This window comes from Tatumella sp. UBA2305, assembly GCF_002345795.1.
GTDB classification, from domain to species: domain Bacteria; phylum Pseudomonadota; class Gammaproteobacteria; order Enterobacterales; family Enterobacteriaceae; genus Tatumella; species Tatumella morbirosei.
Genome location: NZ_DDVT01000005.1, coordinates 1 through 14632 on the forward strand (window position 1 = coordinate 1; position 14632 = coordinate 14632).

Below are 14632 nucleotides of genomic sequence, written 5' to 3' on the forward strand. Positions count from 1 at the left end.
ACCTCCTTCGGAGGTTCTCATCCTCTTTAAACTCCGGACGTAAATAAACCCGCTAAAAGCGGGTTTCCTTGAAAATGGTCGGCGAGAGAGGATTCGAACCTCCGACCCACTGGTCCCAAACCAGTTGCGCTACCAAGCTGCGCTACTCGCCGATGGGGGCGAATATTACTGCCGCACTCAGATAGCGTCAACCGCTTTTTAGCAAATCAGCCGCTGATTGACTAAAAAGCAGCCGTCAGCCCCACCATTTATTATCAGCACATATGAGCTCAGGACTATCTGACTGATTTATCAACGGATGACTGGCGGCACCAGTTATTCTTCGGATTAATGCCACCATCCGGTGACGTGTATCCCAGGCAACCCAGCAACGAGTCATATAACTCCCGGTGACGGAGAATAATACCGTCTTTCGCCTGTTGCTGAAGTAATGTAAACCTCTGACGGTTAGCATCATCCACCAGATACTTGTCAGAAGCCCACACCAGTACAGGCACGCGGAATTGCTCAGCGGGTGCCATCTCACGGGGAGTTCCATGGAAATGAGTATTGCTACTGATTGACTCCCCATGATCTGCCACATAAAACACGATAGCCTTCTTATCCCGCAACTGATTCAATACCCCTTCGAGCATATAGTCTACATAACGTATTGAATTATCGAATGAATTAATCAATTGTTCTTTTGAACAAGAATCATCGATACCGAGGCATTCGGGCTTATATACGGCAAAACTCCGTGGATAACGTTGCGAATAGAGATAATGAGAACCTTTAGTATGCAGTATCACCAGATGATGTCCCTGCGGATGTGCCTGTAAGGACTGCTGTAATTTCGGAAGCAATAACAAATCATCTACCGGCTTACCATTATTAACCGGCTCAGAACCTATCTGCTCGCGGAAAGCCATATTATTGACGTCGGTCAGCCCATAGAACCAGATTTCACTTTGCATGGCATACAGATCGGAGCTAAACCCCAGTTTCTTCATCACCGCGAATACATTTTGTTCTTTTAAGGTTCTGCCCGGGTCATTAGCAGCCCCCCCTTCCCGGACAAACATACAACGTAATGACAGCTTGGTCGCGGTATCACAGGATTCACCTTTAAAAGCCACCAGATTTTTTTCTTTCGACAGAAGTGGTGTGGTATTCCTTTGATAGCCTAACAGTCCCATGTGATCCCAACGGGTCGTCTCACCGATAACAAAGACAACATAGGTATCATCAATACCTTTCGGCGCCTGATAGGTAAAATGGCGGGCTGGGTCAAACAGATTATCGCCGGATAACTCTTCATCCAGTTTTGACCAGCCAAACAATCCGGTAGCAGTCAACCAGTTCACCGGAAGATAAGAGTGCGCCACCATTCCGCCATAGCTGGGAAGATCAACATTGGTTTGATGTTCACGGTGCTTGTACTGTTGATCCAGCAAACGTAACGGCAGCCATACCATTGCAATACAGACCACCAGTCCCGCCAGTGCCCGAAAACATTGCCTGCGGCTGGTCACTTGTGCTAATAAATTTCCTTCCAGCCGACCGTACCATATCAACCACAGTGGCCCGGCACTGGCAAAAACCAGCCACAGATAAAAATAATATCCCACCACCTCTTTCGAAAGGTCAGTATCCGTCGTGAGTACCGAGGCAATAATCCCGTAACCGATAACCACATTAAAGACCATCATGTAATATGCCGACGCCACGGATATCACTACCACCAGTGAAGCAGAGATCCGGAAAAACAACTTACCACCCAACGATAACATCCGAAAAATAACAAAGCTGGTGAGTAGTGCAGCGACTATTTCGGCTGCCGCAGATGACCATTTCAGCCAGTGGCCGTCTGACCATAACCATAGCCCCTGAAACCTGCGATTAAAAACCGACCAGTTAAGTAATAGTCCGATATATACTGCCAATATCCAGGAGAGCTGGCTGTGAGTTAACAACTTGATTTTATTCATTATTAAATTCCGGAATATCGGACGTGAGAAATTATATTTAACTCAGAGTCCGAATCCCTCCCGGAGTTCGACATAACTTTAAATATTATGAAACATACGGAATATTCCTGAATACACTAAAAATTAAATAAACTTAATATTATCCATTCGTCTGATACTAAAAACTATTATTCTCCACTTGCTGAATCTGTGGCCGGCATTCTATAGTCAGATTATAAATAACGGCCTGGAGAGGACCTATGCATTATTCACTGGAAGAAAAAGCAAAGTTGTTTGCCCGCCAGGTTCACCATCAGGCAGATCAGAAACGCAAATACAGTAATGCTCCCTATATAGTACATCCCCAGGCAGTCGCCGAACTGATTCGTCATACAGGAGCTGATGAGGCAATGCTGGCAGCGGCCTGGCTGCATGATACTCTGGAAGATACCCCGACAACTTTTGGCCAGTTACAACAGCTATTCGGCCAGGAAGTCGCCGTTCTGGTAGCAATGCTCACCAATCCTCAGACTTCCGAAAATGACACCCGGCTACAAAAAAAACAACGCCATCTGCAGCACACAGCCAAAGCCTGCGCCAAAGCACAAACCATAAAACTGGCAGATATCATTGATAACACAAAAGATATAGTCGATAACGATCCGGAATTTGCCCCGGTATATCTGGTAGAAAAGCAGATACAGATAGAGTTACTGCGCGACGGAGATCCGGGGCTCTGGCAACAGGCCGAGACACAGATAAGCCACGCCATTGCCCGGTTATGCCAGCCCCCCTACAATATGCCCGCCAGTTGGTTTACACATCAGGCGGAAAAATATCTGTCCGGCCCGCTGACCGGTTGATAAGACAGAAAGATGATATGCCGCACTTTTTCTGCCCAATTCCCCGTTGGCGGGAGCTGTGCTTTGCACTATCCTTGTGGTCTCTCTGCCTGTAAATATTACAGGTCGTCGAATAACAGGAGTCCGTTCCTTATGGCGTCAGGCATTTTACGTGTTGCGAAGCAGTCCGGAATACTGCTGGCCACAGTGATTATGGTTTTCCAGCTTGCAGGCTGCGGTGATAAAGAAGCCGGGCAAAGCAAGGCATTCAGTGATTTTCTGCAAAATACAGTCATGCGCAGTGGTTCACAGCTACCCACGCTGAGTGAAAATCAGAAAAAAAACTTCGGCAATTTTGCCGGCGACTATGCCATCCTCTATGGTTTTTCTCAGCAGCTTAATAAGGCGATTAACGACGGTATCCGCCCGGTCACCGATGAATTATCGGCAATTAAGGTGCCTGCCGACTATCAGTCACACCGTGACACCCTGCGTCAGGCCGCAGGAGCCCTGAATGTAGTCACTCAGCAGGTACAAAATGCCCGCAATCTGGCCGACAGCAGTAAGTCATCACTGAAGTTACCTGCCGACCTGCAAAAAACCTATGACGCCGCCTATGCCAAAGTAGTCACTCAGCCGGCCAATAGTGTGCTGCCATTACTGCCACAACTGCAGGCCCTTAGCCGCTCCGTTATCGATACCGGTGATTTCCTGCAGGCACAAAACAACAGTGTGAGTTTTGCTAACAACAATGTTCAATTTGCGACCCAGGACCAGGTGAAACAGTACAACACTCTGGTCGCAGACATCGCCAGTGCTGCCCCGGTATTGGTTCAGCTAAAAACCGCCATCAGCAACGTTCAGTAATACTGCCAGCTCCCCGCTATCGCGGGGACTGTCTTTTGTCTGTCCTGAATAGTGAGTTTTTTCTGATAATAAATAATCCGAAATTACCCGGATGATTATCCGTATTTCCCGGAGTTTATTATTAATCATTCTGTACACTCACCGGTTCACCTTATATTTTATCTTAGTCTTAACAAAAAGAGCGTTTTCCGTAATTTAAACAGAGGGTTAACCATATCTGTTGGCAGATAAAAGGCTGTTAATTAATTTATAAGCGTAATAAAATCCTTCGCGGTAATCTATCAGCTTACACAATAATTTTCTTTGGTATGACGACAGCGGAATATGTGGTCACCAGAGATAGATCTATTTTTATAAAAAAAAAGGCACACTAAAAAGTGAAAAAAGAAATACCAGTGATTCTTTGTGGGATATTATGCATGGCCCCGGCTCTGGCGAGCGATCAATCACAAAGTAACGGTTTTATTGCCGACAGCCATTTCGATGTTCTGTTACGTAATGCTTATATTAACCGTCACTATAAAGCTCAGGGAGTCCGTGATCGTGACGAATGGGGCCAGGCCCTTATCGCTGGCTGGCAATCGGGTTATACCCGGGGGGTTGTGGGTTTTGGTTTTGATGCTATTGGCCAGTATGCGGTGCGTCTGGATGGTGGTCGCGGCAGAAGCGGTGCGGGCGGTATCGATTTCTTTAAACAGGGCCATGACGGCAAAGCAAAATCTGATTTGGCAAAATTTGGCGCAACAGCAAAAATGCGCATCTCTGATACCGTCATCAGCTACGGTACTCAGCGCCCCGAGCTGCCGGTAGTCTCAGCCGATAATTCACGCCTGCTGGCAGAAACCTTCACCGGAGCGATGATCACCTCCAAAGAGATTCGTGGACTGGAAGTGAATGCCGGTTATCTGACCGATGAACAGCGTAAAAGTGATGACCGACATAACAGTGGCCTGAAAAGTCTGTCGTTCGGAGGAGCCAGCTACCAGTTTAACGATCAGTTCAGTGGCTCGTTTTACGCGTCAAACGTCAAACAAACGCTTAACAAACAATATCTGGGTCTGAGTTATAAACAACCGCTGGCAGCCGAACAATCTCTGGCAGTTAATTTCAATGGTTATAATTCCCGCTTAACAAAGAAATATGCCAGCCAGCTTGATACCGGACGTAGTAACACTATCTGGAGCCTGGCGGCAAATTATACCTGGTGGGTTCATACCTTTAAACTGGCTTATCAACAGAGCGACGGTAGTACCGGTTATCAGTATGGCGGATACCGTGATCAGGGCGGCGTCGGTGACGGCGGCAACACTATCTGGCTCGACAACTCCTACTGGTCAGACTTTAATGGCAAAGGAGAGCGATCCTGGCAGGCTGCCTATGGCATCGACTTTGCAGGCCTGGGAATCCCGGGACTGGCCTACAACATCGCCTATGTTCGTGGTGACAATATTAAAACCAGCCAGACCAGCAATGGCCATGAACATGAACTGTTTAATCAGATCCAGTACACCGTACAGAGCGGTGCAGCAAAAAATCTGACACTTAAACTGCGTTACTCCATTCTGCGCGTATCAGGAGATGCTGCTGACTACAACACCAGCGGTAACGAGATCCGTGTGTTTGCAGAATACCCGTTCAGCTTCTTCTGAATCGGACTTCGCCCCTTTATGCAATTTGGCATAAAGGGGCCATTCTCCCGACGTCCATGCTAAGCTATGGCATCATATCCAGCCGACAGACGGTTCTGGTTAAGTCCTCTGGAATTTTGGTGTATCCTTGCCCGCTGATTAACAGGAGTCAACGATGAAAGAACAAGAAAAAGCTGAGATTAAACGTCTGAGCGACCTGCTGGATGCGCTTAACCACAAATCACAGGCACTGATTACAGCCGGTGATATGGAAAAACTGGGGGAAATTCAGCAGGAAATACAGACGCTGGAAACTGAAATTACCCGTCTGCGTAATGTCCGTGAGCAGAAACTGAGCACTGAGGCTCAAAAACTGGAAAAACTGCCCTTCCGTCGGGTTATCACCAGGAAAGAGCAAGCAAATCTGGGAGCACTGAAAAAAACTGCCCGCGGAATTGTTATTGTCCACCCGATGACTGCACTTGGCCGTGAAATGGGTCTGAATGAAGTCACCGGTTTTGCTAAAAAGGCCTTCTGATCTGCCACTCAACGACTACCCGCGAGGTATAGCCAGCGCGTCGTTAAACTGCTGATGCAGTTCACTGAGCAACTGATAACGACGCCGGTATTCAGCCCGTTTTTTACTGGCGACCTCTTCCAGAGGTTTACGTAGCACCTGCAAAGGTAAATCGTAATTCCCATCACTGTTTTGCCAGCCCCCCAGGCTTTCCCAGAATTCACTGTAGCTGGCAAAGAACTTATCCTGCTTGCTGTAGCGGTAACGCAGGCTGCGAAATACATGGCTCTTTTCGCTGACAGCCTGAATGCCTTCAATTTTTCCAGCCGCCGATAACCAGAAAATCACATCCATCAACAATCTTTTCGGAAACACACCAAAACTGGCGCGGGTTGCCTGACGGATAATATCGGGTGAGACTTCGCTGCCTGGCCCCTGTAAACCGCCAATAAACAGGACTTTTTTACCGTTCAGTTGGATCACTGAAAACGTCATCATCGCCACGACCTGCTGCTGGTAGTAGAGGCATAACATGACCTCACCTTCCCGATCAAACCTGGCAGGGCCACAGGTCAGACAAAATAGTTGATCATCCTGAGTTGTCCATTGCAACAACGGGGTGGCCGACGGTTGAGTCAGCCATTGGCGTAAGCGTGGATTTTCCAGCCCCGACAGTAGCTGGTAGTGGCTGACAATAGCCTCTGCGCGTTGCCGGACACCTAATCCGGCACTCAGATAAGGGCGATGTATTTTCGCCGGTAGCAATCCCTGCCGCTCAAGCAGCGACGGAAATAACTCCAGTGTGGTCAGAGAATTCAGATAACGGTAGCTGACCGCGGGATAACAGCAGCAGCGCAGCAGAAACTTAAGGCTGAAGGATTTGCTCCTCCAGGCCCTATCCGGGCGATACTTGCCGCTGATCACTGACCAAAGTAGTGAGATGTTATTTTTTTTCAGTGAGTCATTAATAAGTTCAGACATAACAATGCCAGGAGTCCGGAATCAATCCACCTGAGCCTAACTGAAGCAAATTCAACGAAAGTACAATCATGAACAGTCATCAGCCGGGACCAGGCAAAATATGAGTGACGTTTACCTTGTGTTTATTTTTCGTAAGGAGTGATGGCATTTCATTAACAGGCAGTCTGTTTACGGTAAGGCAGGAGGGGGGGGGGGGGGGGATTAACNNGGGGGGGGGGGGGGGGGGGTGATTAACACCTTTTACACAGGACAAAAGCAACCAGCGTTTAGTTAGCCGGATATAGGCAGCATAAAAAAACCGGCAGCACGCAGGCTACCGGTTCAGTGACCGACGGTAAGATTACCGTCAGAAACGCATCAGATTATTTTGCTGAAGCAAAACGCGCTGCAGCTTCATCCCAGTTAACAACGTTCCAGAATGCTTTGATGTAGTCAGGACGTTTGTTCTGGAATTTCAGGTAATAAGCATGCTCCCACACATCCAGGCCCAGGATAGGGAAACCGGAAACACCGGCGACAGCTTCACCCATCAGCGGGCTATCCTGGTTAGCAGTAGAAACGACCGCCAGTTTGTCACCTTTTTTCACCAGCCATGCCCAGCCGGAACCAAAGCGGGTTGCAGCCGCTTTTTCAAATTCTTCTTTGAATTTGTCTACGCTGCCAAAATCTTTCTCGATGGCAGCTTTCAGGTCACCCTGCAGGGTAGTCCCGGTTTTCAGACCTTTCCAGAACAGGCTGTGGTTAGCGTGGCCACCGGCATTGTTACGCAGCGCGGTTTTTTTATCCGCCGGAACCTGATCCAGCTTAGTGATCAGTTCTTCTACCGGCAGACCAGCGAATTCAGTACCTTCCAGCGCTGCATTGGCATTATTAACATAAGTCTGGTGATGTTTGGTGTGATGGATTTCCATCGTTTCCTTATCGAAATGCGGCTCCAGCGCGTCATAAGCGTAAGGCAGGGATGGTAGTGAATAACTCATGTTCAACCTCTCCATTCTAATGTAAGGACAGCACATCCGAAGGGACGTACTGTATAAGCACTGGCTTATATTATAGTTAAATAATTGATCGGGAAAAGGAGAATCAGTGCATTATTGTCACTAAGGAATTGTTTTCTGGTAAAAAAAAGCTGCTGAAATAGCACAATTTCAGCAGTTTCTCAGAACTACGCTACCTGTCAGCGGCCAAGTTCAGTCAGTGACTTGTCCAGTGCCCCCACCAGCCAGTCAATATCTGCTACCTGAAATGCCAGTGGTGGGCGCAGTTTCAGCACATTTCCGTAAGGCCCGGCGACAGACGTCAGTACATGATGCTCACGCAATTTTTCGATCAGGTTAAGTGCCAGTGTTTTATCCGGGGTCTTGCTGTGACGATCTTCCACCAGCTCGAAGCCAATAAACAGCCCGGCACCACGCACATCCCCGATACATTCGTGTCTGTCCATCAGCTTACGCAGTTCAGCCAGCAGCTGTGCCCCTACCACACGACTGTGTTCCTGTAATCCCTCTTCCTCAATCACCCTTAACACTGCCTGTGCGGCTGCCATCGCCACCGGATTACCACCGAACGTATTAAAGTAAGGAATATCATCACTGAATGCTGCCAGAACATCACTTTTCGCCAGCAGTCCGGAGACCGGAATACCGTTCCCCATCGGTTTGCCGGTGGTAATAATGTCCGGCACTACTCTATGGCGACCAAAGCCCCAGAATGCATCACCGGTACGGGCAAAGCCTGGCTGAACTTCATCGGCAATAAAGATTCCGCCGTTTTTGTGTACCACATCGACAGCCTGTTGCAGGAAACCACGCGGGTTAGGTAACACACCATCCGAAGAAAAAATCGAGTCAGCCAGAAAACCGGCGAATTTGATCCCGTGAGCTGCCATATCATCAATCTGTTTCTGAATTTCGGCCGCAAACCAGGCGCCAAGGTCGGGGGCATCGACACGATAATCATCCGGGGGAGACACCAGCCGGGTGGTTGCCGCCAATGGCTGACCACTGCCCAGCGCCGGTGATGCCCCGGAAGTGAGATCACTGGTGCCATGATAGGCTTCTTTGGTCACTATAATACCGGTACCCCCGCTAAATGAACGGGCAACACGAATAGCCAGGTCATTAGCCTCTGAACCAGTGCACATATACATCGCTTTATTAATTTCTGCCGGCGCCGTGGCCAGCAGAGCCTCGCTGTAATCGAGGATAGCTTCATGCAAATAGCGGGTATGAGTATTCAGCATCTTCATCTGCTGAGTGACCGCTTCAATCACGGCCGGATGACAGTGGCCAATACTGGCGACGTTGTTATACACATCAAGGTATTTATCCCCGGCGGCATCCCACAGATACTGGCCCTCACCGCGCACCAGGTGTACGGGTTTACGATAAAACAGGCGATAAGAGTCACCCAGCACTTTACTGCGTTTGTCGGTCAGATGGCGGGTATCCGCATCCAGTGAGGCGGCATGTTCCGCCCGAAAGCTGTTGGTATCCATGATGGTAGAACGAGTGACCATAATTACTCCTGTCGCAATAATCAGTGGGAAAGCCGGGAAGAAATCATCTCTGGGCTCATCATCGCTGATTTTCAGAAAAATGCAACTAAATACACAAAAGCAACAAAATACACATACAGGTTAGCCGGGGCTGCGCTACACTGAGACAACTGTTATCATCCGGCGCAGTTTGCATTGAGGAAATCCTATGTTGCAGGAAACGCGATTACACCGTATACGCTCATTAATCAGTACTCATCATCAGGTCAGTACTGAACGCATTATCAATGAGCTGGGCGTTTCGAGAGAAACTGCCCGCCGTGACATTATCGCGCTGGAAGAACAAGGAGTGGCACGCCGGGTACATGGCGGGATTGTCGCGATAGATGCCCCCGCAGAACCTCCACTTCCTGTACGTTATGCTGCGCGGGAAAAGGAAAAACGCAGCATTGCCCGCTGCGCGACAGAACAGTTACATTCGGGACAAACGATATTCCTCGACTCCGGCAGCACCACAACCCTGCTGGCACGCGAACTCAGAACCATGTCCGGGCTCACTATCATTACCAACAGCTTGCAGGCAGCACTGGTTCTGACGGCAACCGAGGAAAATGAACATCAGCTGCAACATGAAGTGGTTCTGTTGGGGGGAAGCATGTCAGCCGGAACTCAACAAACTCATGGCGGGATCACGGTGAACGAAATCCACCGCTACCAGGCAGATGTGGCCCTGCTGTCACCGGTCGGAGTGGATGCCCTGACAGGTGCCAGTAGTTTTTCTCTGGCGGAAGCGGCAATTGCCGGCGCGATGGCCCGCCAGGCGAAACAGCTCATCCTGCTGGCCGACCACAGTAAACTGGGGATCACCAGCCGTTACTGCTACGCCCAGCCTGCAGATATCGGATTACTGATTTCTGATAGTGCCGCAGCTCAGCATTATGCCTGGCCTGCGCTGAGTCAGACGTTCAGTCAGGTGATGTGTGCCTGATACAGGCGTTGCGGATGGCTATAAATGATTGCACGACCTGGCTTGCTGAATCCCACCAGCGTCAGGCCGCAGCGTTCTGCCACCTCAACAGCGAGCGAGGTAGCTGCTGACACAGCAAACAAAATTTCAACGCCACACATCGCCGATTTTTGCACCATCTCATAGCTGGCACGGCTGGAGGCTACGACGGCTCCCTGCTGCCAACCCTGCCGGCTGCGATGCCCAAGCAGCTTATCTAACGCGACATGTCGGCCAACATCTTCACAGCCCCCGGTTAACTGCCCTTGCTCGTCCATCCAGGCTGCCACATGAGTACAACCGGTCTGACGTCCAATGGGCTGAAAGTCAGACAGTTGTGACAGGCCGCTATCCAGCGCCTGAAGGTTGAAACGGCGGGTAAAGGGCAACGGTGGAATCGGCTTACCGATTTGTTCAAGCTGTTCCACCCCGCAAACCCCACAGCCAGTACGGCCGGCCATCGCTCTGCGATGCTCTTTCAATGCCATAAAACGTCGTGTCGAAAGCTCAATATGGACTTCAATTCCCTGGCACTGCGGCAGGACATCAATACCATAAATTTCTGACGGAGAACTGATAATTCCTTCAGAAAGAGAGAAGCCCACAGCAAAAGCTTCCAGCTGTTGCGGTGTAGCCATCATGACCACATGAGAAATACCGTTATAGACCAGTGCTACCGGCACCTCTTCTGCCAGCCAGTCCTGACGGGATGCGGAGTGAGGCCCATCCTCAACGGCCTGACGCGTCCAGACCTGACGGGTGGTTAGCCCATCGATAGGCGATGCTTCTTCGCCAGAATTCGCAGAAGAAATATTCATAGGGTGGTTCCGCAGGCCTCACTGCTGAAATAGGTATCTCGGGGTTTTAGCATATTACTCCGCACGAGTGTTAACCACATCAGGGGATGTTATCGCAGCCAGGCAAAGCTTCCCTGTGCGGGTTACCAGTGGCAGAGACAAAAAAAGCGAGCCACTGGCTCGCTTATCTGAATCGTGTTTCACCAGTAACGACTTACTGCAGCAGAGAAATATCCGCAACCTGCAGGAACAAATCACGTAATTTAGCCAGTAATGTCAGACGGTTAATACGAATCGCTGGTTCTTCAGCATTCACCATCACCTGTTCGAAGAAGTTATCTACCGCTTCACGCAACTGAGCCAGCTCAATCAGCGCTTCCTGGTAACGGCCTTCGGCGAAGTAAGGTTGCAGTTTGCTGCTCAGTGCACTCACATAGGTTGCCAGGGTAATTTCCGCATTTTCCTTCAGCAGGGATGCCTGCACGCTGTCATTCAGCGGTTCATCTGATTTTGCCAGGATATTGGAAACACGTTTGTTGGCTGCCGCCAACGCAGCTGACTGCTCAAGCGTTCGGAAGTGAGAGACTGCTTTCATCCGTGCATCGAAATCTGCCGGTCGGGTTGGCCGGCGAGCCAGTACCGCCTGCAACGTATCAACGCTGTGCCCTTCTTCCTGATACCAGCTACGGAAGCGGCCCAGCATAAAATCAATCACATCATCAACTACCGAAGGATTGGTCAGCTTATCCCCGTACAGGCGTACCGCTTCTTCAGTCAGAGTCTGCAGATCCAGCGGCAGATTTTTTCCGACAATAATTCTCAGCACCCCCAGCGCAGCACGGCGCAGAGCAAACGGGTCTTTATCGCCTTTCGGATGTTGTCCGATACCAAATATACCGGCCAGGGTATCCATTTTATCAGCAATCGCCAGCGAACAGGACACCAGACTCTGCGGCAGTTCATCACCGGAGAAGCGTGGTTGATACTGCTCGTTCAGTGCCACAGCCACATCTTCGACCTCACCATCATGACGGGCATAGTGCATTCCCATCACGCCCTGGGTGTCGGTAAACTCAAACACCATATTGGTCATCAGATCGCATTTTGACAGCAATCCGGCACGGGTAGCATGACTAACATCGGCACCGATTTTACCGGCAATCCAGCCTGACAATACCTGGATACGATCGGTTTTATCGCGCAACGTTCCCAACTGTTTCTGGAACAGAACACTTTCCAGCCGCGGCAGTTGATCTTCCAGACGCTGTTTTCGGTCGGTGTTAAAGAAGAATTCGGCATCAGCCAGACGCGGGCGCACCACTTTCTCGTTGCCGGAGATAATTTGCTGTGGTTCGGTCGATTCAATATTGGCAACGAAGATGAAATTCGGTAGCAATTTTCCGTCCTGGCTGTAAACCGGGAAGTACTTCTGGTCACCTTTCATGGTGTACACCAGCGCTTCAGAAGGCACCGCCAGGAATTTTTCTTCGAAGGTCGCCGTCATCACCACCGGCCATTCCACCAGAGAAGCCACTTCTTCCAGCAGACTGTCATTCAGATCGGCTTTGCCCCCGAGTTTTTTGGCCGCCGCTTCCGCATCAGCTTTAATCACAGCCTTACGCGCTTCGTAATCAGCGATCACTTTCCCGCGCTCCTGCAGGATCTGCGGATATTGATCAGCATTCTCAATGCTGAACTCCGCTTCCCCCATAAAACGGTGACCACGGATTGTCCGCCCTGAACTCACCCCCAGCAAGGTGGCAGGGATCAGTTCATCTCCCAGTAACAGAGTCACGGTATGCACCGGACGGACGAACTGTACATCACTGTCAGCCCAGCGCATCAGCTTCGGTACCGGAAGTTTCGCCAGCACACCGGCAATCATCTCAGGTAACAGAGAAACGGCTGATTCTCCTTTCACCGCAGCGCGGTAAACCAGCCATTCACCCTTATCAGTCACCAGCCGGTCAGCCTGATCCACGGTGATACCATTACCCCGTGCCCAGCCTTCGGCAGCCTTAGTTGGCTTACCTTCTGAATCAAACGCAGCCGCAATCGCCGGGCCACGTTTTTCTACTTCACGATCGGCCTGAGAAGCACTGAGTGAAGCAATTTTTACCGCCAGGCGGCGCGGGGAAGCAAACCACTCCGTAGCACCATGGCTCAGTCCGGCATTGTCCAGTTCGCTGGTCAGTTGGGAGGCAAAAGATTCCGCCAACTGACGTAATGATTTTGGTGGCAGCTCTTCGGTGCCAATTTCCACCAGTAAGGTTTTATCTGTCATCGCTGCCTCTTACTTGTTGTTATTGCACATCGGGAAGCCCAGGGCTTCACGGGAAGCGTAATAGGCTTCGGCCACGGCTTTGGTCAGGGTACGGATCCGCAGAATATAACGCTGACGTTCGGTGACAGAGATAGCTTTGCGGGCATCCAACAGGTTAAAGCTGTGAGCGGCCTTAAGAATGCGTTCGTAAGCCGGTAGCGGCAGCGGTTTCTCCAGTGCCAGCAGGGTCTGCGCTTCTTTTTCGTACTGCTCGAAACAGTTGAACAGGAACGGGACATCGGCATATTCAAAGTTATAGGTCGACTGTTCCACTTCGTTCTGATGGAACACATCACCATAAGTGGTGGTGCCGAACTGACCATCACTCCAGACCAGATCATAAATGCTGTCAACGCCCTGGATGTACATCGCCAGGCGTTCCAGGCCATAGGTGATCTCACCGGTCACTGGCTTACACTCCAGACCGCCTACCTGCTGGAAATAGGTAAACTGGGTCACTTCCATCCCGTTCAGCCACACTTCCCAGCCCAGCCCCCAGGCCCCCAGCGTCGGGTTTTCCCAGTTATCTTCAACAAAACGAATATCATGAATCTGCGGATCAAGACCCAGCGCCTTTAATGAGCCCAGGTAAAGTTCCTGCATATTCTCCGGCGAAGGTTTAATCATCACCTGGAACTGATAGTAATGCTGCAGACGATTTGGGTTTTCGCCATAGCGGCCATCGGTCGGACGACGTGAAGGCTGGACATAGGCAGAGGCAACGGGTTCTGGCCCCAGTGCACGCAGGCAGGTCATTGGATGTGAGGTGCCCGCACCTACCTCCATATCCAGTGGCTGTACAATGGTACAGCCCTGTTGCGCCCAGTAATCCTGCAAGGTCAGGATCAGGCCCTGAAAGGTCTTGGTATCAAACTTTTGCATGTTGAATTCGCACGCTTTTGGCCGGATGAAAAAAGTGGGTCGTAGTATACCCTTTGACCGGCCGTTGTGCAGCCGGAAATCCGCACATCGCGGCGTTGTCCGCGAAATTCATGTAATACGGTTTTATCTCACGGGATCTATAAATAGCCTCCTGTGACTAGTGTTCCACGGTGAGCACTGTTGAAACCATTGTGGTTCTCAGGAAATATCCTGGCAGGATCGGCCTGTAATAAACTCACTCACCCTCTATAGCACCCGCATGTGAAACCATTGAACGAAGGCATCAAAGCCAGAATGATGGCCATTTGTGAAGGAAAAAAACACCGCGAAAGGGAGTCATGTC

12 protein-coding genes and 1 tRNA gene are annotated in these 14632 nt (G+C 50.2%); 5 read left to right on the forward strand and 8 right to left on the reverse strand.

Features of this window, described 5'->3' with window-relative positions; genetic code table 11:
* Window positions 1-75 precede the first annotated feature (75 nt).
* Both B3Z23_RS02410 and eptB read right to left on the reverse strand, forming a co-directional pair.
* Window positions 76-152: transfer RNA gene (locus tag B3Z23_RS02410), tRNA-Pro, on the reverse strand.
* A 123-nt stretch (window positions 153-275) separates the two neighbouring features.
* Window positions 276-1970, reverse strand: coding sequence for a kdo(2)-lipid A phosphoethanolamine 7''-transferase (gene eptB, locus B3Z23_RS02415; RefSeq protein WP_294901111.1), 1695 nt, complete (start codon window positions 1968-1970; stop codon window positions 276-278).
* 239 nt (window positions 1971-2209) lie between these two features.
* Between eptB and B3Z23_RS02420 the strand changes: the two genes are divergently transcribed.
* The 4 genes from B3Z23_RS02420 to B3Z23_RS02435 all read left to right on the forward strand — a co-directional run bounded on the left by B3Z23_RS02420 (window position 2210) and on the right by B3Z23_RS02435 (window position 5824).
* A complete protein-coding gene (locus tag B3Z23_RS02420) occupies window positions 2210-2812 on the forward strand; it encodes an HD domain-containing protein (protein WP_294901113.1) in 603 nt (200 codons plus the stop codon).
* Window positions 2813-2944: 132 nt separating this feature from the next.
* Entirely contained in the window at window positions 2945-3658 is a 714-nt protein-coding gene (locus tag B3Z23_RS02425) for a DUF3053 domain-containing protein (RefSeq protein WP_038015497.1), read from the forward strand.
* Between the two features lie 377 nt (window positions 3659-4035).
* On the forward strand, window positions 4036-5307 hold the full coding sequence (locus B3Z23_RS02430; RefSeq protein WP_294901119.1) for an OprD family outer membrane porin: 1272 nt from the start codon (window positions 4036-4038) through the stop codon (window positions 5305-5307).
* A gap of 154 nt (window positions 5308-5461) precedes the next feature.
* On the forward strand, window positions 5462-5824 hold the full coding sequence (locus tag B3Z23_RS02435) for a YibL family ribosome-associated protein (protein WP_294901122.1): 363 nt from the start codon (window positions 5462-5464) through the stop codon (window positions 5822-5824).
* 15 nt (window positions 5825-5839) lie between these two features.
* On the opposite strand, the gene B3Z23_RS02440 is transcribed toward B3Z23_RS02435, so the two are convergent.
* The 3 genes from B3Z23_RS02440 to B3Z23_RS02450 form a co-directional block, all read right to left on the reverse strand.
* Entirely contained in the window at window positions 5840-6784 is a 945-nt protein-coding gene (locus B3Z23_RS02440; RefSeq protein ID WP_294901127.1) for a VirK/YbjX family protein, read from the reverse strand.
* Window positions 6785-7146: 362 nt separating this feature from the next.
* The gene (gene sodA / locus B3Z23_RS02445; RefSeq protein WP_294901130.1) at window positions 7147-7764 is read right to left on the reverse strand and encodes a superoxide dismutase [Mn]; all 618 of its coding nucleotides are present in this window, start codon (window positions 7762-7764) and stop codon (window positions 7147-7149) included.
* Window positions 7765-7961: 197 nt separating this feature from the next.
* Window positions 7962-9302 carry an aspartate aminotransferase family protein gene (locus tag B3Z23_RS02450; protein WP_294901133.1) on the reverse strand — a complete coding sequence of 447 codons (1341 nt, stop codon included), beginning with the start codon at window positions 9300-9302 and terminating at the stop codon, window positions 7962-7964.
* A 187-nt stretch (window positions 9303-9489) separates the two neighbouring features.
* Between B3Z23_RS02450 and B3Z23_RS02455 the strand changes: the two genes are divergently transcribed.
* Window positions 9490-10269, forward strand: coding sequence for a DeoR/GlpR family DNA-binding transcription regulator (locus B3Z23_RS02455; RefSeq protein WP_294901136.1), 780 nt, complete (start codon window positions 9490-9492; stop codon window positions 10267-10269).
* Here B3Z23_RS02455 and fdhD read toward each other — a convergent pair.
* The 3 genes from fdhD to glyQ all read right to left on the reverse strand — a co-directional run bounded on the left by fdhD (window position 10251) and on the right by glyQ (window position 14289).
* Window positions 10251-11105, reverse strand: a complete 855-nt coding sequence (gene fdhD / locus B3Z23_RS02460; RefSeq protein WP_294901139.1) for a formate dehydrogenase accessory sulfurtransferase FdhD — start codon at window positions 11103-11105, stop codon at window positions 10251-10253. The genes B3Z23_RS02455 and fdhD overlap by 19 nt on opposite strands.
* Before the next feature lie 193 nt (window positions 11106-11298).
* Window positions 11299-13368, reverse strand: coding sequence for a glycine--tRNA ligase subunit beta (gene glyS / locus B3Z23_RS02465; protein ID WP_294901142.1), 2070 nt, complete (start codon window positions 13366-13368; stop codon window positions 11299-11301).
* 9 nt (window positions 13369-13377) lie between these two features.
* On the reverse strand, window positions 13378-14289 hold the full coding sequence (glyQ, locus tag B3Z23_RS02470; protein ID WP_038015522.1) for a glycine--tRNA ligase subunit alpha: 912 nt from the start codon (window positions 14287-14289) through the stop codon (window positions 13378-13380).
* Between the last annotated feature and the right edge of the window lie 343 nt (window positions 14290-14632).

Bases quoted from the DNA above. Each gene is read 5' to 3' on its own strand.
- eptB (WP_294901111.1), bottom strand. From the start codon at position 1,970: ATGAATAAAATCAAGTTGTTAACTCACAGCCAGCTCTCCTGGATATTG.
- B3Z23_RS02420 (WP_294901113.1), top strand. From the start codon at position 2,210: ATGCATTATTCACTGGAAGAAAAAGCAAAGTTGTTTGCCCGCCAGGTT.
- B3Z23_RS02425 (WP_038015497.1), top strand. From the start codon at position 2,945: ATGGCGTCAGGCATTTTACGTGTTGCGAAGCAGTCCGGAATACTGCTG.
- B3Z23_RS02435 (WP_294901122.1), top strand. From the start codon at position 5,462: ATGAAAGAACAAGAAAAAGCTGAGATTAAACGTCTGAGCGACCTGCTG.
- B3Z23_RS02440 (WP_294901127.1), bottom strand. From the start codon at position 6,784: ATGTCTGAACTTATTAATGACTCACTGAAAAAAAATAACATCTCACTA.
- sodA (WP_294901130.1), bottom strand. From the start codon at position 7,764: ATGAGTTATTCACTACCATCCCTGCCTTACGCTTATGACGCGCTGGAG.
- B3Z23_RS02450 (WP_294901133.1), bottom strand. From the start codon at position 9,302: ATGGTCACTCGTTCTACCATCATGGATACCAACAGCTTTCGGGCGGAA.
- B3Z23_RS02455 (WP_294901136.1), top strand. From the start codon at position 9,490: ATGTTGCAGGAAACGCGATTACACCGTATACGCTCATTAATCAGTACT.
- fdhD (WP_294901139.1), bottom strand. From the start codon at position 11,105: ATGAATATTTCTTCTGCGAATTCTGGCGAAGAAGCATCGCCTATCGAT.
- glyS (WP_294901142.1), bottom strand. From the start codon at position 13,368: ATGACAGATAAAACCTTACTGGTGGAAATTGGCACCGAAGAGCTGCCA.
- glyQ (WP_038015522.1), bottom strand. From the start codon at position 14,289: ATGCAAAAGTTTGATACCAAGACCTTTCAGGGCCTGATCCTGACCTTG.